Raw genomic sequence first — 26,011 nt, forward strand, 5'->3', positions numbered from 1 at the left:
CTTGCTGTTAAATGAAAAAACGTGTGCGTGCCTATGCATCTGCACTTACCGAGCGGCACGGCCGTCACCGGCACTTCCGCCGCCATGGCAAACGCCGCCTTTCTGTCGCTGGCCACCCAAGCCTCTATCAGCTTGGTCAACAACAAAGGCAACCTTGGCAAAACCTTTAAAGAGCTGGGCAGAAGCAGCACCGTTAAAAACCTCGCCACCGCCGTGATCACCGCTGGTGTGGCCGACAAAATCGGCGCCACCTCCGCACTCAACAGCACCAGCAACACCGAATGGGTAAACAACCTCAGCGTCAACCTTGCCAACGCCGGCAGCAGCGCCGTGATTGGCACCGCCATCAATGGTGGCAGCCTGCAAGACAGCCTGGAAAGCGCCATATTGTCCGCGCTGGTTCAGACGGCACATGGTGCAGCGGCGAGCAAGATAAAAGATTTGGATAATCACTATATCGCCCATAAAGTTGCCCATGCCGTAGCAGGTTGTGCCGCAGCGGCGGCTAATAAGGGCAAATGCCAAGATGGTGCGATTGGCGCGGCCGTAGGCGAGATTGTGGGAGAGAAATTGCTGGGCGGTAGAGACCTTAGCAAACTGCCTGCAGCAGAGCGTGCTGCAGAAGAAGCGAAGATAATTGCTTACTCGCGCTTGGTCGCGGGTACGGCTGCGGGGTTGACCGGCGGCGATGTGAATGTGGCGGCGGATGCGGCCAAGGTGGCTGTGGAGAATAATACTTTAAGAGAAGAGTTGATTTTAGAAGTGCATCGGCATGATGAATTTATGAATTCACTCAGTCCGTCAGAACGGCAACAATGGCAAAAAGCTTTCCAAGATGCAGATTTGGAAACCTTGGATATTGCGGCATTTGCAGCAACTTTATACCCGATTACGGGAGGAAGTGTTCGAGGAATTAAGTGGACAGCGGATGCGGCAAAAACTTTTCAGGCATGGAATGCTACACGATTAATCACCGTAAATTTTGTGAAAAACCCCAAAACAGTATGGGGGAAATCTGCGGTGGATATTGCCAAACAGTTTGAACGGGCAGGGTATTCGACAACTATCAGGTCTAGCAGTAAAGGTAGCGGGAAAGCCACTATTCTTGAAATTAAAGGCCATCCTTCAATATCACAAATTCAACTACATCCGGGAGGTGGGCGACATGCAGGTGCTTATTACAAGCTCTCTACAACAAATAAAGGGATTGTGAAAGTGGTAGATAAAAAGACATATGTTGCTACGCCAGGTGAGAAGGCAACAATTATTTACAAGTAAGGAAAAATTAATATGATCAGCTTAAAACAATATTATTTTGATAAGTTCAAATGGTCTTTAATGGCATTGGCATCATCATCTTGTGTTCAAAAAAACTTACTTCCGGAAAATTCCATGGTTGGAGAAGAAATTGTTTTAGAGTATGAAGAAGCGGTTGGAGAAAATTTAGAGAGAATACATGAATATATAGATATTACAGAAAAGCAATTAGTCTTGTTAAGAGATTTAGATGCTTACATCTCAGGTAAAAGTGGAGAAAAATATGCTTATTTATGGCTTGAAAATAGTAGCTTGGATGATTCTGAATGGCAAGAAATTAGAAGCCTGGCTATGGGCGTTATTTTGGCATTCCACTGGGAAATGGAAATTCCAAAGGCTTTGTATAGTGAAGTAATTAATGTAAATGAACATGATAATTTCATTTAATCAATATGTTATTTTAATAGAAATATATTTTTGAGTTGGGACAGCAAGCGTAAAGGTAGTCAAGCAAGCGTAGCCTGTGTCCTGTGTGTAGAATGTGTGCCATAGGCACGCACGCATCTTAACAGGCTTATTCTTCACAGCTTTTGATGGCAAGAAACTCAAGGCCGTCTGAAACATTAATCTTTCAGACGGCCTTGTTGCTCCCTTGCTGCTCAATGAGAAAAAGCGAGTATGCCTATGGCACACATTCTACATGCGAATTACGCTTGCTTTCAGACGGCATCTTTAATCCCGGCGACACCGCTAACCAAAACCAATGCCATTGTAAACTGCACTCATCCGGCCTTAAGCAAACAAACGATTTAAAACCGGCTAATACCAATCCAAAAAAATAACCTAACTTCGTTGTCTCGCCTTGCCGTACTATCTGTACTGTCTGCGGCTCGCCGCCTTGTTAGCTTACTTTTTTGAATTGGTATAAGGCCGTCTGAAACCTTTCAGACGGCCTCGCAAAGCCCATGATTAAAATTCATGAAACCATGCAAATTAAGCGTTTGCTTCCTTGAAAAAAGTTATTCAATATAGCAGCATCGAAAGATTTATCCCCTTATACCCAACAGGAAACCCATATGAACACATTCCATTTGAGCGGCTATCCCCGCATCGGCGCGAAGCGCGAGTTGAAATTTGCCGTAGAGGCTTTTTGGAAAGGCGCGAAAAGCGAGGCTGAGTTACAGGCGGTGGCGGCTGAAATCCGCCGTTTGAACTGGGCGGCGCAAAAAGCGGCCGGTGCCGATTTGCTGCCGGTGGGCGATTTTTCGTTTTACGACCAAGTGCTCGACACGCAAGTGGCGCTGGGCTGCATTCCCAAGCGCTTCGGTTTTGATGCGGCCAATCTGAGCCTGCCCGAATATTTCCAGCTGGCGCGCGGTAATGCCACGCAGTTTGCGATGGAAATGACCAAATGGTTTGACACCAACTATCACTATATCGTGCCCGAATGGCATGCCGACACCGAATTTGCCGCGCATTCTGCCAATCTGATTGCCCAAATCAAAGAAGCGCGCGCGCTGGGCCACGATATCAAGCCCACGCTGGTGGGCCCGCTCACCCTTTTGTGGCTGGGTAAAAAGAAAGAAGAATTTGGCTGCCGCGTGGCAACCCTGCTGCCGAAGCTCTTGCCCGCTTATGCGCAATTGCTGCGCGAATTGGCCGCCGAGGGTGTGGATTGGATTCAAATCGACGAGCCGATTTTGGCGGTGGATGCGCCCAAGCCTTATCTCGATGCTTTCCCGGCTGTGTATAAAGAGCTGGCCAACACCGGCGTGCGCATTATTATCGGCACTTATTTTGCTTCAGTGGCCGAGCATCTGAATCTGCTGAAAAACCTGCCGGTGCACGGTGTGCACATCGATGCCGTGCGCGCGCCCGAAAGCGTGGCGGTGTTTGCCGATGCTTGGCCGGAAAACAAAGTGTTGTCGGTGGGCTTGATTGATGGCCGCAACGTGTGGCGCGCCAATTTGAGCAAAGTGATTGACACTTTGGCACCGGTGGCGGCCAAATTGGGCAATAATTTGTGGATTGCGCCGAGCTGCTCGCTCTTGCACAGCCCGCAAGATTTGGCGGTGGAAGAAAAGCTCGATGCCGAAATCAAATCTTGGATGGCGTTTGCCGCCCAAAAATTGGTTGAGCTGGGCGCAGTGAAACAAGCCCTGGCACACGGCAAAGAGAGCGTGAAAGAAGCCATTGCCGCATCTGATGCCGCCGCGGCTGACCGCGCCACCAACAAGCTGATCCACAACGAAGCGGTGCAAAAGCGTGTGGCCGATCTGCCCAAAGGCGCCGATCAGCGCAAATCGCCGTTTGCCGAGCGCATCAAAGCGCAGCAAGAATGGATGAAATTGCCGATTCTGCCCACCACCACCATCGGCTCATTCCCGCAAACCACCGAAATCCGCCAAGCGCGCGCGGCCTTTAAAAAAGGCGAATTGAGCGCGGCCGATTACGATGCGGCGATGAAAAAAGAAATCGCTTATTGCGTGGAAGAGCAGGAAAAGCTGCAAATCGATGTGCCGGTGCACGGCGAAGCCGAGCGCAACGATATGGTGGAATATTTCGGCGAGCAATTGGCCGGCTATTGCTTCAGCCAATTCGGCTGGGTGCAAAGCTACGGCAGCCGCTGCGTGAAACCGCCGATTATTTTCGGCGACGTTTCCCGCCCCAATCCGATGACGGTTTATTGGTCTTCTTTCGCGCAAACGCTCACCAGCCGCCCGATGAAAGGCATGCTCACCGGCCCGGTAACCATGTTTAAATGGTCGTTCGTGCGCGATGATGTGCCCTTGAGCGTGGTGGCCAAACAAATTGCGCTGGCCTTGAATGATGAAGTGCTGGATTTGGAAAAAGCCGGCATCAAAGTGATTCAAATCGATGAGCCGGCCATTCGCGAAGCCATGCCGCTGAAAAAAGCGCAATGGGATGAATACTTGGCCTGGGCGTGCGAATCATTCCGCCTTTCCAGCACCGGCGCGGAAGACAGCACCCAAATCCACACCCATATGTGCTACTCGGAATTTAACGACATTCTGCCCGCCATTGCTTCAATGGATGCCGATGTGATCACCATCGAAACTTCACGCTCGGATATGGATTTGCTCACCGCCTTCGGCGATTTCAAATACCCGAACGACATCGGCCCCGGCGTGTACGACATTCACAGCCCGCGCGTGCCCACCGCCGCCGAAGTGGAGCATTTGCTGCGCAAAGCGATGGACGTGGTGCCGGTTGAGCGCTTGTGGGTCAACCCCGACTGCGGCCTCAAAACCCGCGGTTGGCCGGAAACCATCGAGCAGCTGAAAGTGATGATGGAAGTAACCAAAAAGCTGCGCGCCGAATTGGCTGCCAAATAAGCAATAGGGCATAGTGCGCACGCCGCGCTTTTTACGGCGCAATCGTACGCATGAAACCCTACGGCTTATATGCAGTTCAAATGCCGTCTGAAAGTTTTCAGACGGCATTTTTGATTGTAGAAAGCAACCGTAGGTCGGATTCTTGAATCCGACACTTGTTCGCAGAACAAGGCACGCATATCACTTTGGCTGATGGCCAAACGTCGGATTCTCGAATCCGACCTACGCCTAGCCGCATAGGTGCGCACTTAATCGTGGAATGCATAAAACTTGTATCCACAAACCCAAGCAGGTCGTCTGAACATCAAAGTTTCAGACGGCCTTTTTAATTAAAGCTTTCATTTCGTTATTTTCAAGTTTGACCTTGCTTATGGGATTTCCCCCGCCCTGCTTTCACGCTCCGCCGCCCAAAAATCGCGCCACCCATGCGCCCGCCGCCGGCGGCTTGAGGTATAATCGGCGGCATTGTGCCTTTTGGCTGCCCACCACAGGAAAACGAAAATGATCAATACTATTGCCGCCTTATCGCCGCTCGACGGCCGCTATGCGAAATCTGTTGAAGCGCTGCGCCCGATTTTCTCTGAATACGGCCTGATGCGGGCGCGTGTGAAAGTGGAATTAAACTGGCTCAAAGCGCTGGCGGCCGAGCCGAAAATTGTGGAAGTGCCCGCATTCAGCGATTTCACCATTGCCGAAATCGACAAAGTGGCCGCCGATTTTTCGCTCGATGATGCAGCGGCGGTGAAAGCCATCGAAGCCACCACCAACCACGATGTGAAAGCCATCGAATATTGGCTCAAAGAGCGCTTTTCAGGTGTGCCCGAAGTGGCCGATGCCAGCGAATTCATTCATTTTGCCTGCACCAGCGAAGACATCAACAACCTTTCCCACGCGCTGATGCTGCAAGAGGCGCGCGAGCAGGTGCTGCTGCCGCATCTGGCCGAAATCACCGCCAAGCTGCAAACGCTGGCGCACGATTTGGCCGCGGTGCCGATGATGAGCCGCACCCACGGCCAGCCGGCCACACCCACCACGCTGGGCAAGGAAATCGCCAATGTGCTTTATCGCTTGCAGCGCCAAATCCGCCAAATCGAGGCGCAGGAATTTTTGGGCAAAATCAACGGCGCGGTGGGCAATTACAATGCGCACATGGTGGCTTATCCCGATGTGGATTGGGAAGCGCACTGCCAAGCTTTTGTCGAGCGCGGCCTGGGGCTCACGTTCAACCCCTACACCATCCAAATCGAGCCGCATGATTATATGGCGGAATTTTTCCAAACCATCGCGCGCATCAACACCATTTTGATTGATTTCAACCGCGATGTGTGGGGCTATATTTCGCTGGGCTATTTCAAACAGAAAGTGAAAGCGGGCGAAGTGGGCTCTTCCACCATGCCGCATAAGGTAAACCCGATTGATTTTGAAAATTCAGAAGGCAATTTGGGCATGGCCAATGCGGTGTTGGGCTTTTTGGCCGAAAAGCTGCCGCTCTCGCGCTGGCAGCGCGACCTCACCGACAGCACCGTGTTGCGCAATATGGGCGTGGGCACGGGCTACACCATTTTGGGGCTGGTATCGCACCTGCGCGGCCTGAACAAGCTCGAAGCCAACCCCGCCGCGCTGGCCGCCGATTTGGATGCCACTTGGGAATTGCTGGCCGAGCCGATTCAAACGGTGATGCGCCGCTATGGCGTGGCCAATCCGTATGAAAAACTCAAAGACCTCACGCGCGGCAAAGAAGGCATCACGCCGCAAGTGCTCACGGTGTTTATCAACGCGCTGGAGATTCCCGCCGAAGCCAAAGCGCAATTGCACGCACTCACCCCCGCGCTTTATGTGGGCAAAGCCGAGGAATTGGCGCGGCGTATTTGATTTTGCATTTGATTTTGATAGCACAGCAAAAGGCCGTCTGAAAGGTTTCAGACGGCCTTTGTGCATCTGCTTAATCGGGCTTGTCGCCGGCGTCCGGCACGCTGTGATCGGTGGGCTTAACCACATCGCCCACCAGCTGCGTTACCGGATTGATACCGGCCTGCTCGCGCACCACGGCTTGCTGCTGCTCGGTGAGCGGCGGGTTGACGGCCACGGCATCTTGCTCGCGCTTTTGCTCGGCTTCTTCAAAGCTTTCATAAGGCTGCGGCTTGATTTTGCCCAAATCGGGCGGGCTTTTTTTAAACAGGCTCATCTTGTGCTCCTTTTTTCGTGAAAATCCGGCTTCAGGCGCGGTGGTGCTGCGCCATGGCCAGGGCGGTGTCTACCGCCACAATTAGGCTGCCGGAATCGGCTTTGCCGCTGCCGGCCAGCGTGAGTGCGGTGCCGTGATCCACCGAGGTGCGCACAAAGGGCAGCCCCAAGGTGATGTTGACGCCTTTACCGAAGCTGGCGTATTTCAACACCGGCAAACCTTGGTCGTGGTACATGGCCAACACGGCATCGGCGCCTTGCAGCATAAAGGGCTGGAAAAGCGTGTCGGCCGGATAAGGGCCGTGGATATTCATGCCGCCGGCGCGCAATGCTTCCAGCGCGGGGATGATGATGTCGATTTCTTCATGCCCCAAATGGCCGCCTTCGCCGGCATGCGGGTTGAGGCCGGTAACGAGGATATTCGGGTTTTTCACGCCGAATTTGCTGCGCAAATCTTGCGCGAGAATGGTAGCCACCGATTCGATCAGCGGCCGGTTGATGGCGGCGGCGATGTCTTTAAGCGGCAGGTGGGTGGTGGCCAGCGCCACACGCAAGCCGCCGCCGGCGAGCATCATCACCACTTGGTCGGTGCCGCTTTTTTCGGCCAAGTATTCGGTGTGGCCGGTAAAGGCAATGCCTGCATCGTTGAGAATGCCTTTGTGCAGCGGCGCGGTCACCAGAGCGGCAAATTCGCCCGCCTGCACGCCCTCATAGGCGCGGTCGAGCAGTTGCAGCACATAAGGCGCGTTTTCTGTGCTCAAGCGGCCGGCTTCGCAAGGCGTGCGCAGGGGAATATGCAACACTTCGAGCACGCCGGCGGCCGGTGCGCGCGCGGCATCGTAGTCTTGCAGCTGCACGCTTTTGCCCAGCGCTTGGGCGCGCGCCTGCAATAAGGTTTTGTCGCCCAGCACCACGCAGCGGCAGGGCAAATCGGCTTCGGGCAAATCCAGGCAGATATCGGGGCCGATGCCGGCCGGCTCGCCGCTGGTAACGGCCAAAATGGGAACGGTCATGATGATGCTCGTGGTGTGGATGGATATGCGAATCAGTATATAGCGAAGCGGCGGCTAAATCCAGCCGCGGCGGTTTGCTGGGTTTGGCTTAATACCAATTCAAAAAAGTAAGCTAACAAGGCGGCGAGCCGCAGACAGTACAACTAGTACGGCAAGGCGAGACAACGAAGTTAGGTTATTTTTTTGGATTGGTATAATTTGAATCATCCGCACAGAATATTAAAGGCCGTCTGAAGATTAAAGTTTCAGACGGCCTTCGCTTGCACGCAATTGGGAGAATGCGTGCGTACGATTACGCTGCGTTAATCGTACCTACTGTGACTTCAGACGGCCTTCGCTTGCCAACTCTTGCGGTTATTGTGCTTCCGGCGCGTAGGTTGGGTTGGAAACCCAACCAATCCCTCAAACCGCTTGAAATGTTGGGTTTGGCAACCCAAGCTACGCGCCATGGTTGGCGTGCGGCTGGGGTTGAATCACTTGCACAGAATGTTAAAGGCCGTCTGAAGATTAAAGTTTCAGACGGCCTTTGCTTGCGCGCAATTGGGAGAATGCGTGCGTACGATTACGCTGCGCTAATCGTACCTACTATGACTTCAGACGGCCTTCGCTTGCCAACTCTTGCGGTTATTGTGCTTCCAGCTTATAAGCCAGCACATAATCGCCCAGCGTGGTGCCCACCGAGCCGTGGCCGCCGGCCACCAGCACCACCATTTGCTCGCCTTGGCTGTTGAGGTAAGTCATCGGTGTGGCTTGGCCGCCGGCGGGGATTTCCACATTCCACAACACATCGCCGCTGTCGAGATCATAAGCGCGGAAATTGTTGTCGACGGCGGCTGCCATAAACACCACGCCGCTGCCGGTAATCATCGGGCCGCCGATGCCGGGCACGCCCATTTTAATGGCCAGCCCCAGCGGGTTCATATTGCGGATGGTGCCGTTTTTGCGCTGATAGTAAATCTTGCCGTTTTGCAGGCTGGCGGCGGCCACAAAGCCCCAGGGCGGCTGCTGGCAGGGCACGCCGATGGGTGAGAGGAAGGGGGTGAGGCTGATGCCGTAGGGCGCGCCGGCATTGGCGTTTACACCATGCTCGCCGGTGTTGACGCCGCCGCCTTTGTTGATTTCACTTTGCGGAATCAGCTTAGACACAAAGGCCAAATGCAGCGGCATGCCGAACATCACTTGCTTTTTCGGGTCAACCGCAATCGAGCCCCAGTTAAACACGCCGAAATTGCCGGGATACACAATGGTGCCTTCCAGCGAGGGCGGGGTGTAGCGGCCGGAATAATTGAGCTTGTTAAATTCGATGCGGCAAAGCATTTGATCCACGAGGCTCGCGCCCCACATTTTTTTCTCACTCAGCGGCTCGGGGTTGAAGCTCAAGCCCGACACGGGCTGCACGGGCGAAGCCCAATCTTCGGGTATGGTTTGGGTGGAGCCGGCAGCCACTTGGCCGATGGGGATAATCGCTTCGCCCGTGGCGCGGTTGAGCACATACACATCGCCCTGCTTGGTGGGCACGACCAAACCCGGCTCCACGCCTTTGGCGGTGGTGATGTCGACCAGGCTGGGCTGGGCGGGCGTGTCCATATCCCACAAATCATGGTGCACAAATTGCTGCACCCAGCGCGCTTGGCCGGTTTTCAAATCAAGCGCCACCACTGATGAGGAATATTTCTCTTCGGCGGGGCTGCGATACATGCCCAATTGGTCGGGCGTGCGGTTGCCCATCGGGAAATAGGCCAGCCCCAGCTTTTCATCGGCGCTGGCGGTGGACCAGCTGTTAGGCGAGCTGGTGGCGTATTTTTGGTTGGGATTGTTGGGGTCCAGATGCAACATAGCAGCCGATGAAAGGCTGCTTTTGGCAGAGGAATGTGTTTGGTTTTTTTCAGACGGCCTCAAAACATTTTCATCATAGCACGACTTTTCCACCGCCAATACGGTTTGTATTCATTATTATTGCGTGGTTTTTATGTGGCAATAATGATAAAAAGGCCGTCTGAATACTTTTTTCAGACGGCCTTTGCAGCACGTAGATCGGATTCTCGAATCCGACACTTGCTTAAAGAGCAAGCATATCGCGCGTATTCGGCCTTGCGGCCAAATGTCGGATTTGAGAATCCGACCTACAGCTGTTTTGCGCGGTTTAAATTGAAATTGCGGGGTTTGATTTTTCCCGTAAATTGCCCAAGCCGTCGCTTTCCCATTGAAAACCATCGCTGTCGGTAAAGCTGATGCGGTGGATAATGTGTTTTTTACTGGTTAGTAATGGGGTGAGCAGCCCGTCATCGTAGTCTTTTGGGTGATCGAAAAGATATTGGCCCTCCGGTTCCTTATGTTTATAGGGCACGAAAAACCTGCCCGGCGGAATCACTTTCACATATTGATAGCTGAAATGGACGGTAGGCGTGGTGGCGCAATATTCGCCCTCAATCAACAAGTCGTAAAAAGGGCGCTCGGCCACATTGTTCAATACCAGCCCCCAAGCATAAGTACCTTGTTTTTGTGCTGCAAACCACACCGAAAGCTTGGCCGGCTCACTGCGACGGCGCAGCTGCTCTTGCATTTTTTCATTATTTTTACCGTCTTCATAAAGCTGCTTGGCGCGTGTGCCTGCTTTCCAGGCTAAAAAAAGCGCCACGGTTGCAATAAAGGCATTTGCCCATTCACTTGCCGCGCCCCAATCCATTTTATTATCTCCAATGTCATATTTTAAAGATAATAAAAAGGCCGTCTGAAACCTGAAAAGTTCCAGACAGCCGCAGTTTCTTTCAGACGGCCTTCTGCATCACACGCCCTGTTTCAAGCTCGCTTCGATAAAGCCGTCCAAATCGCCGTCGAGCACGGCTTTGGTGTTGCCCACTTCGTGGCCGGTGCGCAAATCTTTGATGCGCGAAGAATCGAGCACATAAGAGCGGATTTGGCTGCCCCAGCCCACATCGCTTTTGCCCTCTTCGAGCGCCTGCTTTTCCTCGTTGCGCTTGCGCATTTCCAGCTCAAACAATTTCGAGCGCAGCATTTCCATGGCGGCCGCTTTATTGGCGTGTTGCGAGCGGTCGTTTTGGCATTGCACCACAATACCGCTGGGCTCGTGGGTGATGCGCACGGCCGAATCGGTTTTGTTGATGTGTTGGCCGCCCGCGCCGGAAGCGCGATAAGTGTCGATGCGCAAATCGGCCGGGTTGATGTCGATTTCAATGCTGTCGTCTACCTCGGGGTAAACAAACACCGATGAAAACGAAGTGTGGCGCTTATTATTCGAATCAAAAGGCGAATAGCGCACCAAGCGGTGCACGCCGGTTTCGGTGCGCAAAAGCCCGTAGGCATATTCGCCCTCTAAGCGGATGGTGGCGCGGTTTACGCCTGCGATTTCGCCGTCGTCCTGCTCGAGCACGTCCACTTTAAAGCCTTTGCGCTCGGCATAGCGCAAATACATGCGCAAAAGCATGCCCGCCCAATCTTCCGCCTCGGTGCCGCCGGCGCCGGCGGTGATGTCGATAAAGCAATTGTTGGGGTCGGCCGGCTGGTTGAACATGCGCTTGAATTCCAAATCGGCCATTTGCGCCTCGAGCGCGGCCACATCTTGCTCCACCGCCGCAAAGCCCGCTTCGTCGGCTTCTTCCACCGCCATTTCAATCAACATGCGGTTGTCGTCGATGCCCGTGGCGATGTGCTCGAGCGTGAGCACAATGCCCTCGAGCATTTTGCGCTCTTTGCCGATTTCCTGCGCTTTTTTCGGGTCGTTCCAAAGCTCGGGGTCTTCCGAGAGGCCGACCACCTCTTCAAGGCGCTCTTTTTTGCCCGCATAATCGAGATACACGCGGATATCCGCGCTGCGGCCCTCAAGGTCGGATAAAGTATTGTTGAGCTGGTTGATGGCTTCTGCTTCCATGATCTTCTTTTCGCTATCGAATTCAACCGAGTATTGTACTGGATTTTTAAAACTTTGGGGCAGCGCAACCGCGCAGGCCGGATTCTCGAATCCGACCTGCGGAAACGGCGAAACTGCGTAGAACCTGCGTAGGTACGATTAGCGCAGCGTAATCGTACGCATGGCGCTTGCACCACACCCAAAACCCAACCAGGCCGTCTGAACACATAAAAACATTTTTCAGACGGCCTGAGATCTTTGCAAAACCAGATATCTGTCGCACCCGCGCAGGCGGGTGCCCGGTGCAAAGCAGCGCTTTGCTTGCCTCATGCATTCTTAAAAAGAATAAATTCTTTATAAAATCAAATATTTGATTGTTTTCGTATTGGTGGCGACTATTTGCCCGACAACTGAAGCTGCGCTTCAGGCTGGGCTCCTGCCTGCGCAGGAGCGACGGAACGGGCATTTTGCAAAGGTCGCAGGCCGTCTGGAAAAGAGTTTCAGACGGCCTGTGCGCCATGCGTACTACGGCCTCTACGGCGGTTTGCGTCACATGCAATCATCAGCAGGCGTAGGTCGGATTCTCGAATCCGACACTTGTTCGCAGAACAAGCATCAGCGCTGCGGTGAATGTTGGATACAAGTATCCGGCCTATGAAAACTTAAATTTAAAAAAGGCCGTCTGAAAAATCTTTCAGACGGCATCGTATTCAATCACAACCGATTAATGTGAATAACCATTAAACACCACCCCGCAAAAATCAGCGCGCCGGATATTTCGCCAGCGCCGCCCGAATCTGCGGCAAAGCCGCGCGCGCTGCTTCTTCGCCGAGCTTGATGGCCTGGTGCTTCTGATCAAAGCCGCCCACCGCGCCCAATTGCTGCACCTTGGGCTTAATCACCACCGTGGCCTTGCTCAATTCCTGATTCAGCGCCGACACGCTCATAATATTCAGGCTCTGATCCAAATAAGAGAAAAAGCCCGAATCCGAAAGCTTGGCCGGGCGGGCGGAAATATCCACCGCAATCACCACATTCGCGCCCATATTGCGCGCCGCCGTTACCGGCACCGGCGCCGAGAGGCCGCCGTCCACATATTTATGCCCGCCGATTACCGCCGGCTGAAACACATTCGGAATGCTCACCGAAGCGCGCACCGCCTGGCCCGTGTTGCCCCGGTTAAACGCCACCATCTTGCCGCTCGAAAAATCCGTGGCCACCGCCGCAAATTTCACCGGCAAATCCTGAATCGCGCGACCGCCCACCTTGCGGTTGATATAATCTTGCAGCTTTTGCCCCTTGATAAAGCCCGTGGTGGATAAAGTTAAATCCACCACATCGGCTTTTTCCAAAATTTCCGCTTCCAATTCCAGCCGGTCGGGGCTCATGCCCGAAGCATAAAGGCTGCCCACCACCGCGCCCGCGCTCGTGCCCGTCACCATATCAATCGGAATATTGTTTTGGCGCAACACCTTGATCACGCCGATATGGGCAAAGCCCTTAGAAGCCCCGCCGCCCAGCGCCAGCGCCACCACCGGCTTGGCCGCAGGCTGCGGCTTGGGCGCCGGCGCCTGCGTGCTGCCGCAAGCGGCCAAAAAAAGCGCCGCAGCAGCATATAAAAAAGCGCGGCGGGCAGGGCGGGCAAAAGATAAAGTAAGCATAGCGTTTAAAATCAGCGTGATAACAAAAGCCGCATTATAACGCGCCCGCGCTTAAAGAAACATCAAGGCCGTCTGAAAAAATGTTTCAGACGGCCTTTAAATCAAAAACCTTAAACCCGAAAAACGCGTGCGTGCCTGTGGCACACACCCTACACACGAACCAAGAAGCCACCGCCCGACGGTAGGGTGTGTGGCGCAAGCCACGCACGCGTTTGGCGGGTGGAATGGTTTATGCCCCCATGCCGTCTGAAAAGAAAAAGCCGTCTGAAAGAAAAGTTTCAGGCGGCCTTTAAATCAAAAACCTTAAACCCGAAAAACGCGTGCGTGCCGGTGGCACACACCCTACACACAAACCAAGAAACCGCCGCCCGACGGTAGGGTGTGTGGCGCAAGCCACGCACGCGTTTGGCGGGCGATGCAGGGCATAGGCCGGATGCTCGAATCCGACACTTGCTCGAAGAGCAAGCATATCGCGCCTATTCGGCCTTGCGGCCAAATGTCGGATTCGAGAATCAGCAAGGCGTAGGTACGATTAGCGCAGCGTAATCGTACGCATGGCACACAGGCCGTCTGAAACCTCTTCTTCAGACGGCCTGTGTTTGTTTTATAAAAACCGAAGATTTCATGCGTACGCACGCCGCAAAAGCGCACCATGCCGAAAAAAGTTCCCGAAAATGGCAAAAAAATGACAAATTTTGTCAGCCTAACAATCTGCGGCAGCCCCAAGCCCCCGATTTTCACCGCAAATATTCCCCCAAAAATAAAAATAAACGCAAATAAAATCAACAAAATAATAATTTAATTTCACAAAATCCAAAATCTGGCACACCGAATGCTTAACTAAAATCAACCGCCAAGGCCGCAGCCGAAACAGAGCAGCGGCAGCCAAGCCCAAACGGTGCAGTATTCCTTCTTCATTGTTGTACCCTGAGCAGTATTAGCAGTAACCATAAAAAAACGTGCCAAGCACATTACGGGATTTTTTTTCATAACAAACTATTCACATTTTAACTGGAGTTCAAACACATGAAAGCTATTCAAAAAGGTTTTACCCTGATCGAGTTGATGATCGTTGTGGCGATTATCGGCATCTTGGCAGCAATCGCGCTGCCGCTGTATCAAAACTATATTGCCAGCTCGCAAGTAACCCGCGTGGTTGGTGAAACCGGTTCACTGAAAACTATAGTAGAAACTTGTATGTTGAATGGTCGTACTACTGTTGTTACTGCTGCTGGTACTGCTGCTGGTACTGCTGCTGGTACTGCCGCCGGTAACTGCCAGTTAGGTGCAACCAAATCGAACTTGATGACTGAGATTCCCTCTGTAAAAATGGATGGTACTGCTGCAACTATTACCGGTATTTTTGGTGACAGCGCTGCTACTGCGATTGCCGGCAAAAAAGTTATTTGGACCCGTTCTGCCGATGGTTCTTGGGCTTGCTCTACCGATGCTGATGAGAAATACCGACCGGCTGGCTGCACTAAGACTGCCAGCTAATAAGTAGTAACTTAAATCAACGCACCGCTTAATCTGCGGTGCGTTTTTATAAGCGGTTTCCGCTCGGATGACCGCCCCTGAATAATAAGAAAATCCCAACATAGCCAAAGGCACGACTATGTATGCACATGAATTTCCGCCAAGCCGCCTTATTCGCGGCTTCACCCTGATTGAGCTGATGATCACTATTGCGATTATCGGCATTCTTGCCGCTGTTGCCTTGCCGCTTTACCAGCAATATGTGGCCAAAACCCAGCTCACCCGCGCCGTGTATGAGCTGAATTCCACCCGCGTTGCCATCGAAACCATCTTACTGCGCGGTGGCTTCCCCACCGTGGACGAAAGCCAGGACGGCCAAACCGGCGATAACGGCAAAACCTACGAATACATCGGCCTCAACGGCAGCAATCCCGCTTCCAACATCATCCGCCTGGCCACCATCAGCGGCAGCGGCGGCACATTCCAAGGGCTCGAAGGCGAGATGGGCGGCGACGTGGCTTCCGTGCTAAACGGCGCCACCATCCAAATGCTGCGCAACACCGATGGCGCATGGCAATGTGAAATCACCCTGCCCGCCGCCGCCGCCAACACCGGGTTGGATGTGAACAATTGCACCATGAAAGCGCCGTAGCCAGCGCCGTAGCGCCGTAGGTACGCACGCCGCCCAAAGGCGGCGTAATCGTACGCATGCGTTTCGCACATCGCGCACGCTATCGGCGTTAAGTTGATGAAAACCTCACAAGCCGTCTGAAACTTGGCTATTCAGACGGCTTGTTTGGTTTTTGGGTGTGCGGTGAGTTTCATGCGTACGATTACGCTTTGTTTTGACAAAGCTAATCGTACCTACGTCGGATGTCGCTTTGAATGCAGCGCCGTAGGTACGCACGCCGCCCAAAGGCGGCGTAATCGTACGCATGCATCGCACACATCGCGCACGCTATCGGCGTTAAGTTGATGAAAACCTCACAAGCCGTCTGAAACTTGGCTATTCAGACGGCTTGTTTGGTTTTTGGGTGTGCGGTGAGTTTCATGCGTACGATTACGCTGCGCTAATCGTACCTACGCGGTTTGCGTTCGTTTCCGTAGGTACGATTAGCCAGCGTAGCCTGCATAACCCATTCCACCCGCCAAACGCGTGCGTGGCTTGCGCCACACACCCTACCGTCGTGCGGTGGTTTTTTGATTCGTGTGTAGGGTGTGTGCCACAGGCACGCACGCGTTTTTCGGGTTTTTGATTTTGGAAATAAAGGCCGTCTGAAACTTTTCTTTCAGACGGGCTTTTCTTTTTCAGACGGCATGGGGGCATAACCCATTCCACCCGTCAAACGCGTGCGTGGCTTGCGCCACACTCCCTACCGTTGGGCGGCGGTTTTTTGATTCGTGTGTAGGGTGTGTGCCACAGGCACGCACGCGTTTTTCGGGTTTTTGATTTTGGAAATAAAGCCCGTCTGAAACTTTTCTTTCAGACGGGCTTTTCTTTTTCAGACGGCGTAGCCTGCATAACCCATTCCACCCGCCAAACGCGTGGTGGCTTGCGCCACACACCCTACCGTTGGGCGGTGGTTTCTTGATTTGTGTGTAGGGTGTGTGCCACAGGCACGCACGCGTTTTTCGGGTTTGTGATTTGGGAAATAAAGGCCGTCTGAAATTTTTCTTTCAGACGGCCTTTTCTTTTCTAAGCGCTTTGCTATGATTGAAACGAACAAATAATAACAAGCCAGCGTAGCCTGCATAACCCATTCCACCCGCCAAACGCGTGCGTGGCTTGCGCCACACACCCTACCGTCGGGCGGCGGTTTTTTGGTTTGTGTGTAGGGTGTGTGCCACAGGCACGCACGCGTTTTTCGGGTTTGTGATTTTGGAAACAAAGGCCGTCTGAAATTTTTCTTTCAGACGGCCTTTTCTTTTCTAAGCGCTTTGCTATGATTGAAACGAGTAACTAATAACAAGCCAGCGTAGCCTGCATAACCCATTCCACCCGCTAAACGCGTGCGTGGCTTGCGCCACACACCCTACCGTTGGGCGGTGGTTTCTTGATTTGTGTGTAGGGTGTGTGCCACAGGCACGCACGCGTTTTTCGGGTTTTTGATTTTGGAAATAAAGGCCGTCTGAAACTTTTCTTTCAGACGGGCTTTTCTTTTCTAAGCGCTTTGCTATGATTGAAACGAACAAATAATAACAAGGGAAATAAATGTCTCATTATCGTCGGAATTATCTTGCGGGCGGCACGTTTTTCTTTACGGTAAAATTGGCAAATTCAAAATCCTGCCTGCTGGTCGAGCAAATTGATTTGCTGCGTGAAGCTTATGCTTTTGTGCAACAACGTTATGCTTTTGAAACGGTGGCGGTTTGTGTGTTGCCGAATCATATTCATGCGGTTTGGGCTTTGCCTGATGGCGATGATGATTATTCGCTGCGCTGGCGTTTGTTGAAAACGAAATTTTCCGATGCATTCGAATCGCTTGAAAATATTTCTGCAAGTAAGAAGCGGCGGCGGGAAAAAGGGATTTGGCAACGGCGCTTTTATGAACATACGGTATGCGATGATGCTGATTTGCGGCGGTGTGTGGATTATGTGTATTTCAACCCGGTGAAACATGGCTTGGTGAATAGCGTGAAAGAGTGGCCGTTTTCTTCATTCCACCGTGATGTCCGGCGAGGCTTGTTTGCGTTGGATTGGGGCGGAAGTAAGGAAAGCTCGGTGATGAATTTGGGGGAATAGGGATTGGCGTTTATATTTGAGAACGCGTGCGTGGCTTGCGCCACACACCCTACCGTCGAGCGGCGGTTTCTTGATTTGTGTGTAGGGTGTGTGCCATAGGCACGCACGCGTTTTTCGGGTTTAAGGTTTTTGATTTAAAGGCCGTCTGAAACTTTTCTTTCAGACGGCCTTTTCTTTTTCAGACGGCATGGGGGCATAAACCATTTCCCCGCCAAACGCGTGCGTGGCTTGCGCCACACACCCTACCGTCGAGCGGCGGTTTCTTGGTTTGTGTGTAGGGTGTGTGCCATAGGCACGCACGCGTTTTTCGGGTTTAAGGTTTTTGATTTAAAGGCCGTCTGAAACTTTTCTTTCAGACGGCCTTTTCTTTTTCAGACGGCATGGGGGCATAAACCATTTCCCCGCCAAACGCGTGCGTGGCTTGCGCCACACACCCTACCGTCGAGCGGCGGTTTCTTGATTCGTGTGTAGGGTGTGTGCCATAGGCACGCACGCGTTTGGCGGGTTTGTGATTTTGTCAATAAAGGCCGTCTGAAAGTTTCAGACGGCCTTTGCTTTCAAGCGGATGTTGCATTAAGCCAGTAATCTGAGCAGGCTGCGGGCGAGGGCGGAGAGCATGGCCAGATCGGTTTGCTCATAGGCCTGCATGGCGCTGATTTGCTGGCCGGCTTTTTCCAAAATGCTTTCGAGCCCGGCGCGTGCTTCGGCGTTGCCATCGCTGGTGAGCCATTTTTCGGTGGCGAGCAGATGCAGGGTTTGGATGTCTTCGCGCACGGCTAAGCAGGCTTGGTTTTGCCATTGGTTGTGGCGCGGCAGGGCGGCAATGGCGCGGTAGAGCCAGCCCATGCTCAGCTTTTCCGATAGGGCAAAGTAGGCTGCGCCCACTTCGGCGAGGCCGCGTTGCTGCTGCTGCGCCAAGTCGAGAATGGCGATGCTGTTTTCGGCATAGGGCAGCCGCGCCAAGAAGGCGGTGTCGGCATCGTCAAACACGCCGAAGCGCTGCAATTTGGCTTCTTCTTTCTGCACGCCGGGGTGTTGCTCGGCGCGCACCCATTGTGGCAGCTGTTGCAGCAATTGCTGCACGGGGGCGCGGTAGCGTTCGATAAAGGCGCCGATGTCGCCAAAGGGCTGCTTGTGGCGCAGCAATTGGCGTGCCACGCGGTTGAGCAGGCGGGCGAAGGCGGCCATGAGCTGCATTTGCTCGCGCGCGGGCATGCGGTTGTCGAGCGCTTCGATTTGGGCAAAACGCGCTTCGCCGTCAAACAATTCGCTGGCTATCCAATAGGCGCGCACCACATCGGCCACGCTGGCATCCATTTCGGTGCTGAAGCGCTGCACAAAGCTGATGCCCATGCGGTTGACCACGCGGTTGGCCAGCTGGTTGGCGATGATTTCGCGCTTGAGGTAATGGCTGCTCATTTGGTCGGCATAGCGCTGTTGCAGGGCGGCGGGGAAATATTGGGTGAGCACGGGCAGAAAGTTGGCATCGTCGGGCAAATCGCTTGCGAGCAATTCGCTTTGGCAATGGATTTTGCTGTAGGAGAGCAACACCGCCACTTCGGGATTGGCCAGCCCTTGCTGCGCTTGGTCGCGCTGCTTGATTTCGGCATCGTTGGGCAGAAATTCGAGCTTGCGGCTCAAGCCTGCGTGTTCGCGCAAAAACATAATCAAATCGGCATGGGCGTGTAAAAAGGCGTGCGGATTGAGCTGGTTCATGGCGAGAATCTGCGTTTGCAGGTAGTTGTCGCGCAGCACCAAGGCGGCCACGTTGTCGGTCATTTCCTTGAGCAATTCGTTGCGCTCGGGCAGGGTGAGGCGGCCTTGCTGCACTTGGGCGCCGAGCAGGATTTTGATGTTCACTTCGTGGTCGGAGCAATCGACGCCGGCGGAATTGTCGATGGCATCGGTGCAGCAGCGCCCGCCTGCCTGCCAATATTCGATGCGGCCAAGCTGGGTGGCGCCGAGGTTGCCGCCTTCGCCCAACACTTTGGCTTTGATGTCGCGCCCGTCTACGCGCAAATCGTCGTTGGCACGGTCTTGCGCTTGGGCGTGGGCTTCGGTGCTGGCTTTGATATAAGTGCCGATGCCGCCGTTGTAGAGCAGCTCCACATCGGCTTTGAGCAGTTCGTGAATCAGCACGCTGGGCGGCAGGCTCTCGGCATCGGTGCCCAGCCAGGCTTTCACTTCGGGGCTGAGCTTGATGCTTTTCACATTGCGCTCATACACGCCGCCGCCCTCGGAAATCAGGGCGCTGTCGTATTGATCCCAGCCGGCCACGGCGTTAAACAGGCGCTGGCGCTCGGCAAAGCTCGTGGCGGCATCGGGATTGGGGTCGATAAAGATGTGGCGGTGGTTGAAGGCGGCTTTAAGGCGGATGTGGCGCGAGAGCAGCATGCCGTTGCCAAACACATCGCCGCCCATGTCGCCGATGCCCACCACGGTGAAATCTTCGGTTTGGATGTTTTTGCCCAAGTGGCGGAAATGGCGTTTCACCGATTCCCACGCGCCACGGGCGGTGATGCCCATGCCTTTGTGGTCGTAGCCGGCGGAGCCGCCGGAAGCGAAGGCATCATCAAGCCAAAAGCCGTGCGCCTGCGCAATGCCGTTGGCCACATCGGAGAAGCGGGCGGTGCCTTTGTCGGCGGCCACCACCAAATAGGGGTCGTCTTCATCGCGGCGCTTCACATCGGCCGGCGCGATAATATCGCCTTGTTTGAGGTTGTCGGTGAGATCGAGCAGCGCGTTGATGAAAATCTGATAGCAGGCCACGCCTTCGGCGGCATAGGCTTCGCGCTCGCTGGGCGGCGGCAATTGTTTGCACACAAAGCCGCCTTTGGAGCCGTGCGGCACAATCACGGCATTTTTCACCATTTGCGCTTTTACCAAGCCCAGCACTTCGGTGCGGAAGTCTTCCATGCGGTCCGACCAGCGCAGGCCGCCGCGCGCCACTTTGGCGCCGCGCAAATGCGTGCCTTCCACGCGCGGGCTGTATACCCAGATTTCAAACAAGGGGTGCGGCTTGGGCAGAAAGTCGATTTGCGCCGAGCGGATTTTAAAGCTGATGTCTTGCTTGGGCTTGCCTGAGGCATCGGGCTGCCAGAAATTGGTGCGCTCAATCGCCAGAATCACTGTCATGAAAGCGTTGAGAATGCGGTCTTCATCGAGGCTGGGCACATCGGCCAGCTGCGTTTTGATGGCCGCTTGAAGCGCTTGGGCGCGAGCCTCGTCGGCGTCGACGGGATGCAGGCGGGCGTGAAACAGCGCCACTAAGTTGGCCACAATCGCGCCGTGGCGCATTAAGCATTGCTCCACATAAGGCTGGCCGAAAGGCAGCGTGGCCTGCTTGAGGAATTTGGCCAAGGCGCGCATCAGCACGCTGCTGCGCCAAGTGATGCCGGCGGCCGCCACCAAGGCGTTGAAGCGGTCGTTTTCCACCCGGCCTTGCCACACGGCATCAAGAAGCGCGAGCATATTGCTGCGCGTGCTTTCTTGATTGATAAAGTCGGCGCTCAGGCCTTCGGGCAAAGAGAGGCTGAAATGGCTCAAGCCCACTTCAGCGCCGCTGCGGCGGATGCGGTAGGGCTCTTCGGCATACACCGACAAGCCGAGGTTTTCGATGATGGGCAGGGTTTTCGACAGGCTGGGGCTTGTGCCGTTGAAATACATTTTCAGCCAATAAGGCGCAGCGGGGTTGCCCGGCTGCAAGCCCATGCGCATGGCGGTGTTGTCTTGTTGATCCAAAACTTGGATGGCGCGGATATCTTCCAGCGCTTGGGCGGGGCTGAAATTTTCTCGATAGCCCGCAGAAAAAGCCTGCTCATAAGGGCCGGTTTGCTCGGCGCTCAGGCCTTGCTGGGCGGCCAGCTGCTGCCAATCGCTGTGCCAGCCGCGCACCATGGTGTGAATGTCTTGCTCCAGCGCGGCGGTGTTGAAATCGGGCAGGGTGGAAGCGTGGGTGCGAAACACAAAATGCAGCCGCGCCAGCGGGCTTTCGCCCAAAAGCTGCACCGCAAAATCGCTTTCGGTGGCGGCAAAAGCTTCGGCCAGATGGCGGCGCACGCGCTGGCGCAGCTCGGTGTTGAATGGCTCGCGCGGCAGGTAAACAATGGCGCTCACATAGCGCTTGAAATCATCGGTGCGGGTAAACAGGCGCACGCGCGGGCGCTCGTTGAGCGACACCATGCCCTCGGCGGTGTCGGCCAGCGCCGGTGCGGCGATTTCAAACAATTCGTCGCGCGGATAAGCCTGCAACACAAAATGCAGCATTTTGTCTTTATAGCCGCCGCGGATAAAGTCGCACTGCTCGACCACATATTGGCTTTTCTGGCGCAGAATGGGAATATCCCACACGCTGGATAAATAAGCCTGGGCGGTGTAGAGGCCGGTGAAGCGCCATTGCCCCACCACATTGCCCAAAGCATCCAGCTTTTGAATGCCCACCAAATCATAATAAGCATTGCGGTGCAGATTGGCGCGGCGCTGCGATTTGTTCAGAATCAGCCGCTCACCCTCCAACCAGGTTTTTTTGTCGGCCGCATTCAGAGCGGCAAAGCCCGAAGAATAAGCGGGCGCGCGCCGGTGGGCCAAGATGCCCAAGCCGCTGCCTTCCACCACTTGCAGCTGGGCTTCGCCTGCCGCATCGGTGATGAGGTCGTATTCGCAAAAGCCCATGAAGAGATAATGGTTGTTGGCCATCCATTCTAAAAAGGCCACCACTTCGGCTTGCTCGGTGCGGCCTTCGGCAATGATTTGTCCTTGGATGTGGCGGATTTTTTCACGCATGGCCGCTTCATCGTCTACCACCGCGTGCAGATTGCCCAGCATGGTTTGCAAAGCATCGCTGAGCGCCTGCGCCTGCTGCTCGGGCAGGGCTTGCAGGCTGATTTGAATCAGCGATTCTTTGTTTGGGTCGCTGTTTTTGCTGCGCAGCCATTGCTTGATTTCGCCCGCTTCGTTGCGCTGGGCGGTGATCACCGGGTGCACAATCCAATTGAGATGGCCATCGTGGTTGTTGATATTCAAAATGGTGGAATCAATCAAAAAAGGCATGTCGTCGGTAACGATTTCAATCACCATATTGCCGGGCGCAAAAGCCGCTTCGGTGTCTTGCTGCAGGCAGCGCAAACGCGCCTGCCCGCGCCGGCGCGGCTCGCCGGCAAAGTGATAATGGCTCAGCGCGCCGGCCAAAAGCTGCGGCAAGGCATAATGGTTTAAATCGTCGATATCGGCATCTTCATAATAATATTGCAGAAATTGGGCAAAGCCGGCAGGCAGGCCTTGGTTTTCGGCCAATTGTTGCAATTGATTGATTAAGGCGTCGATGGGGCTCATGATGGAATTTTCCTGTTATGGATTGTTCGGTTTTCGCTATTATGTGCGCACTACTTTGCCGGGCTTGGTTTATTGATGCGGCCTTGTGGCGGATGTAGTGTCTTGTAGCCTAACATACTGGATTTATTGCTCTAGGGCAACCATCAAAGCGGCAGCGGGCGCATGCGGCGTTGCGGCGGAGCCGGGCGGATTGGTGCTTTTATTATTTAAGCCATTGAAATTTTTATCGAATGATGGGATAGGCCGTCTGAAAACCAACGTAGGTACGATTAGTTTTGTGTAAGCAAAGCGTAATCGTACGCATGGCGCACAGATGCCGTCTGAAACCTTTCAGACGGCCTTTTTTTCAGACGGCCTTTGTTAGCAATGATTCAAGCCGTTGAAATGTTTATCGAATGATGAGATAGGCCGTCTGAAAACCGGCGTAGGTACGATTAGCTTTGTGCAAACAAAGCGTAATCGTACGCATGGTGCACAAAGGCCGTCTGAAACCTTTCAGACGGCCTTTTTAGAAAAACATCTGTTGCCAAGTTAATTGATTGTGCAATGCGTTTTGATGATGGCCTGCAAGGCGGCCAAGCTTGCTGCGCCGTTTGCGCCGGCCAATTCCAGCAGCGAAGTGGTTTTGTCGGCACGGTAGCGGGTGTCGCTGCCCAGCGCCTGCTCGAAGCGGTTGGCGCGCTCGGTGAGCGTGGCGGGGTCGGCGGCGAGAATCACGGCATGCGAGAGCACGCGGTAGCGGTTGGGCGCGCTTGGGTCGCGTTGCCAATGTTGGGCGGTGCCGGCGATTTTGCGGCCGGCGGCGGCCAGATTGTAGCGGCCGTCGCAAAACGAGCCTTGCACGGTTTGGGCGCTGGTGCGAATGCCGAAATGTTCAAACAAATCAGTCAATAAGCCGCACAGCGCCTGATAATGCGCTTCGGCCACCAAGAGCGGGTTGGACGTGTCGACGATGTAGCCCAAATGCAGGTTCACCACGCCTGCGCCTTGCGGCACCACGCCGCCGCCGGAGAGGCGCACATGCACCTGCAAACCTTCGGCAGCCAGCGTTTGGCAGGCCGTTTGAAAAGCGGGTTTGCCTTGTTGGTAGCTGCGCGGCACCACGATGCCGTCGCCGCCTTCGTGTATTAGCGCAATGCCTTGTTCGGCGGCGGGGATAGCGGCCAGCAAGGCGCGTTCGTTGTCGGCCCAAGAGCGGGCGGATAAATCGAAGGTGTCGGCGGGCATGAGGGTGAAGGGCGGCAAAAGGGCGGGCATGGCGGCTTTCTGTGGGCAAAGGCGGGGTGTGTTCTGCTGGGAATATATGCGGAATGTGCGGTAAATTTCGTTTGAAACCAATTAGTTGGCGATGTGCTTAATGGTGTTCAGACGACCTTTCGCATGCGTACGATTACGCTGCGCTAATCGTACCTACGCGCTGCTGCGTTGAAAATGCTCGCAAGGTGTTCAACCTTGCTGTGCTTTTCGCCTTGTAGCCACGCTTTCGCGCTCAAAATCTTACTCGCGGATGAATTGTGAACAGACCCTAGGAATATATGCGGAATATGTGGTAAATATATTTGAAAACCAATTGGTTGGCGATGTGCTTAATGGTGTTCAGACGGCCTTTCGCATGCGTACGATTACGCTGCGCTAATCGTACCTACGCACTAGTTGTACTGTCTGCGGCTCGCCGCCTTGTTCGCTTACTTTTTTGAATTGGTATCAAACAACCATCAAAACCGCCCGCAAATTTTTGTTTGCGGGCGGCGGGTATTTAATCGTCCAGCTCATCGGCGGAGGGCGGCACCCAGTTGGCGATAAATTGCTCGATTTCGGCATCGCTCACGCCCTCATCGGCCATAATGCCCAGCAGCGATTTCACCGGCAGGGTTTCGCCGGCTTGGGCAAATTGGCGGCGCAGCAGGCCGGCATCGGTGGCTTCCACCGCGTTGGTGAGCTTTTCGGTTTCCACATCCAGAATCGGCATGCCCACTTCGATTTGGGTGCCGACTTCCACCAGCCAAGCGCCGACGGTGCCTTCTTCCATGGTGAGGCCCCATTTGGGCATGATAATCGGGGTGATTTTGCTCATGTTGTTCTCCTTTTTATTTCATTAAAGTGTTTGGCGCACAGTTTCGGCAATGCCTTTGCCGTTGGGCAGGTAGGCTTTTTCCAGCGGCGCTGAAAACGGCACGGGCGTGTGCGGCGGGGAAACCATGCGGATGCCGGATTTCAGCTTGCCAAACATTTCTTGGCACACTTGCGCCGAAATGTCGGTGGCGATGTTGCAGCGCGGGCTGGCTTCGTCCACCACCACCAGGCGGCCGGTTTTTTCCACCGATCGGAACACAGTGTTGATGTCGAGCGGCGAGAGCGTGCGCAAATCGATTACTTCCACATCCACGCCTTCTTTTTCCAGCAGTTTGGCCGCTTCGAGGCTGCGGTGCACCATCATGCCGTAGGTCACGATGGTGGCGTCTTTGCCTTCGCGCACGATATTGGCCTGGCCGAACGGAATCACATATTCACCTTCGGGCACTTCGCCTTTCACGCTGTAGAGCGCTTTGTGTTCGCAGAAAATCACCGGGTCGTTGTCGCGCACGGCTTGGGCGAGCAGGCCTTTGGCATCGGCAGGGGTGGAAGGACACACCACTTTCAGGCCCGGAATGTGGGTAAACATCGGCGTGAGCATTTGGCTGTGCTGGGCGGCGGCGCTGAAGCCTGCGCCCACCAGCGCGCGGATCACCACCGGCGTTTCGGCTTTGCCGCCGAACATATAGCGGAATTTGGCGGCTTGGTTCAAAATTTGGTCGAAACACACGCCCACAAAGTCGATAAACATCAATTCGGCAATCGGGCGCATGCCGCAAGTGGCCGCGCCGATGGCCGCGCCCACATAGGCGGCTTCCGAGAGCGGCGCATCGAGCAGGCGGTCGCCGTATTTGCCATACAAACCTTTGGTGGCGCCGAGCACGCCGCCCCAGGCATCTTTTTCGCCATCGGCACCGAAGCCGCCGACGATGTCTTCACCAATCATAATCACGCGCTCATCACGCGCCATTTCCAAATCGATGGCCTCGTTGATGGCCTGCTTTAAGGTGATTCTTCGTTCCATGATGTTGCTCCTTCGTTTATTTGTT

Annotated in this window: 16 protein-coding genes and 1 pseudogene; 7 read left to right on the forward strand and 10 right to left on the reverse strand. The window is 54.4% G+C overall.

Features of this window, described 5'->3' with window-relative positions:
• Positions 1-63 precede the first annotated feature (63 nt).
• From LVJ78_RS00920 to purB, 4 genes and pseudogenes are all read left to right on the forward strand, one after another.
• Positions 64-819, forward strand: a pseudogene (locus LVJ78_RS00920) (DUF637 domain-containing protein); the annotation flags it as partial.
• 471 nt (positions 820-1,290) lie between these two features.
• Complete coding sequence (locus LVJ78_RS00925; protein ID WP_132953857.1) at positions 1,291-1,704, forward strand: hypothetical protein; 414 nt, start codon at positions 1,291-1,293, stop codon at positions 1,702-1,704.
• Between the two features lie 629 nt (positions 1,705-2,333).
• The gene (metE, locus tag LVJ78_RS00930; protein WP_132953856.1) at positions 2,334-4,613 is read left to right on the forward strand and encodes a 5-methyltetrahydropteroyltriglutamate--homocysteine S-methyltransferase; all 2,280 of its coding nucleotides are present in this window, start codon (positions 2,334-2,336) and stop codon (positions 4,611-4,613) included.
• A gap of 501 nt (positions 4,614-5,114) precedes the next feature.
• Entirely contained in the window at positions 5,115-6,485 is a 1,371-nt protein-coding gene (purB, locus tag LVJ78_RS00935; protein WP_132953855.1) for an adenylosuccinate lyase, read from the forward strand.
• 70 nt (positions 6,486-6,555) lie between these two features.
• On the opposite strand, the gene LVJ78_RS00940 is transcribed toward purB, so the two are convergent.
• The 6 genes from LVJ78_RS00940 to LVJ78_RS00965 all read right to left on the reverse strand — a co-directional run bounded on the left by LVJ78_RS00940 (position 6,556) and on the right by LVJ78_RS00965 (position 13,339).
• Positions 6,556-6,798, reverse strand: a complete 243-nt coding sequence (locus LVJ78_RS00940) for a cytochrome-c oxidase (RefSeq protein ID WP_132953854.1) — start codon at positions 6,796-6,798, stop codon at positions 6,556-6,558.
• A 31-nt stretch (positions 6,799-6,829) separates the two neighbouring features.
• Positions 6,830-7,810, reverse strand: a complete 981-nt coding sequence (gene pdxA, locus LVJ78_RS00945; protein WP_132953853.1) for a 4-hydroxythreonine-4-phosphate dehydrogenase PdxA — start codon at positions 7,808-7,810, stop codon at positions 6,830-6,832.
• A 624-nt stretch (positions 7,811-8,434) separates the two neighbouring features.
• Complete coding sequence (locus LVJ78_RS00950) at positions 8,435-9,646, reverse strand: PQQ-binding-like beta-propeller repeat protein (protein ID WP_132953852.1); 1,212 nt, start codon at positions 9,644-9,646, stop codon at positions 8,435-8,437.
• 307 nt (positions 9,647-9,953) lie between these two features.
• Positions 9,954-10,496 carry a hypothetical protein gene (locus LVJ78_RS00955; protein WP_132953851.1) on the reverse strand — a complete coding sequence of 181 codons (543 nt, stop codon included), beginning with the start codon at positions 10,494-10,496 and terminating at the stop codon, positions 9,954-9,956.
• A gap of 99 nt (positions 10,497-10,595) precedes the next feature.
• Positions 10,596-11,699 carry a peptide chain release factor 2 gene (prfB, locus tag LVJ78_RS00960; protein ID WP_132953850.1) on the reverse strand — a complete coding sequence of 368 codons (1,104 nt, stop codon included), beginning with the start codon at positions 11,697-11,699 and terminating at the stop codon, positions 10,596-10,598.
• Positions 11,700-12,439: 740 nt separating this feature from the next.
• Complete coding sequence (locus tag LVJ78_RS00965; RefSeq protein WP_132953849.1) at positions 12,440-13,339, reverse strand: patatin-like phospholipase family protein; 900 nt, start codon at positions 13,337-13,339, stop codon at positions 12,440-12,442.
• Between the two features lie 1,026 nt (positions 13,340-14,365).
• Between LVJ78_RS00965 and LVJ78_RS12440 the strand changes: the two genes are divergently transcribed.
• The 3 genes from LVJ78_RS12440 (at position 14,366) to LVJ78_RS00990 (ending at position 17,558) form a co-directional block, all read left to right on the forward strand.
• Positions 14,366-14,836 carry a pilin gene (locus LVJ78_RS12440; protein WP_132953848.1) on the forward strand — a complete coding sequence of 157 codons (471 nt, stop codon included), beginning with the start codon at positions 14,366-14,368 and terminating at the stop codon, positions 14,834-14,836.
• Positions 14,837-14,954: 118 nt separating this feature from the next.
• Positions 14,955-15,467 carry a pilin gene (locus tag LVJ78_RS00985; protein WP_132953847.1) on the forward strand — a complete coding sequence of 171 codons (513 nt, stop codon included), beginning with the start codon at positions 14,955-14,957 and terminating at the stop codon, positions 15,465-15,467.
• A gap of 1,560 nt (positions 15,468-17,027) precedes the next feature.
• On the forward strand, positions 17,028-17,558 hold the full coding sequence (locus LVJ78_RS00990; protein ID WP_132953846.1) for an REP-associated tyrosine transposase: 531 nt from the start codon (positions 17,028-17,030) through the stop codon (positions 17,556-17,558).
• Positions 17,559-18,131: 573 nt separating this feature from the next.
• On the opposite strand, the gene LVJ78_RS00995 is transcribed toward LVJ78_RS00990, so the two are convergent.
• The 4 genes from LVJ78_RS00995 to LVJ78_RS01010 all read right to left on the reverse strand — a co-directional run bounded on the left by LVJ78_RS00995 (position 18,132) and on the right by LVJ78_RS01010 (position 25,986).
• Positions 18,132-22,889 carry an NAD-glutamate dehydrogenase gene (locus LVJ78_RS00995; protein ID WP_132953845.1) on the reverse strand — a complete coding sequence of 1,586 codons (4,758 nt, stop codon included), beginning with the start codon at positions 22,887-22,889 and terminating at the stop codon, positions 18,132-18,134.
• Between the two features lie 531 nt (positions 22,890-23,420).
• On the reverse strand, positions 23,421-24,146 hold the full coding sequence (locus LVJ78_RS01000; RefSeq protein ID WP_132953844.1) for a lipoyl protein ligase domain-containing protein: 726 nt from the start codon (positions 24,144-24,146) through the stop codon (positions 23,421-23,423).
• 499 nt (positions 24,147-24,645) lie between these two features.
• On the reverse strand, positions 24,646-24,963 hold the full coding sequence (locus LVJ78_RS01005; RefSeq protein WP_132953843.1) for a biotin/lipoyl-containing protein: 318 nt from the start codon (positions 24,961-24,963) through the stop codon (positions 24,646-24,648).
• A gap of 21 nt (positions 24,964-24,984) precedes the next feature.
• On the reverse strand, positions 24,985-25,986 hold the full coding sequence (locus tag LVJ78_RS01010; protein ID WP_132953842.1) for an alpha-ketoacid dehydrogenase subunit beta: 1,002 nt from the start codon (positions 25,984-25,986) through the stop codon (positions 24,985-24,987).
• Positions 25,987-26,011: the final 25 nt, after the last annotated feature.

The organism is Uruburuella suis, assembly GCF_022870845.1.
Classification (GTDB): Bacteria; Pseudomonadota; Gammaproteobacteria; order Burkholderiales; family Neisseriaceae; genus Neisseria; species Neisseria suis.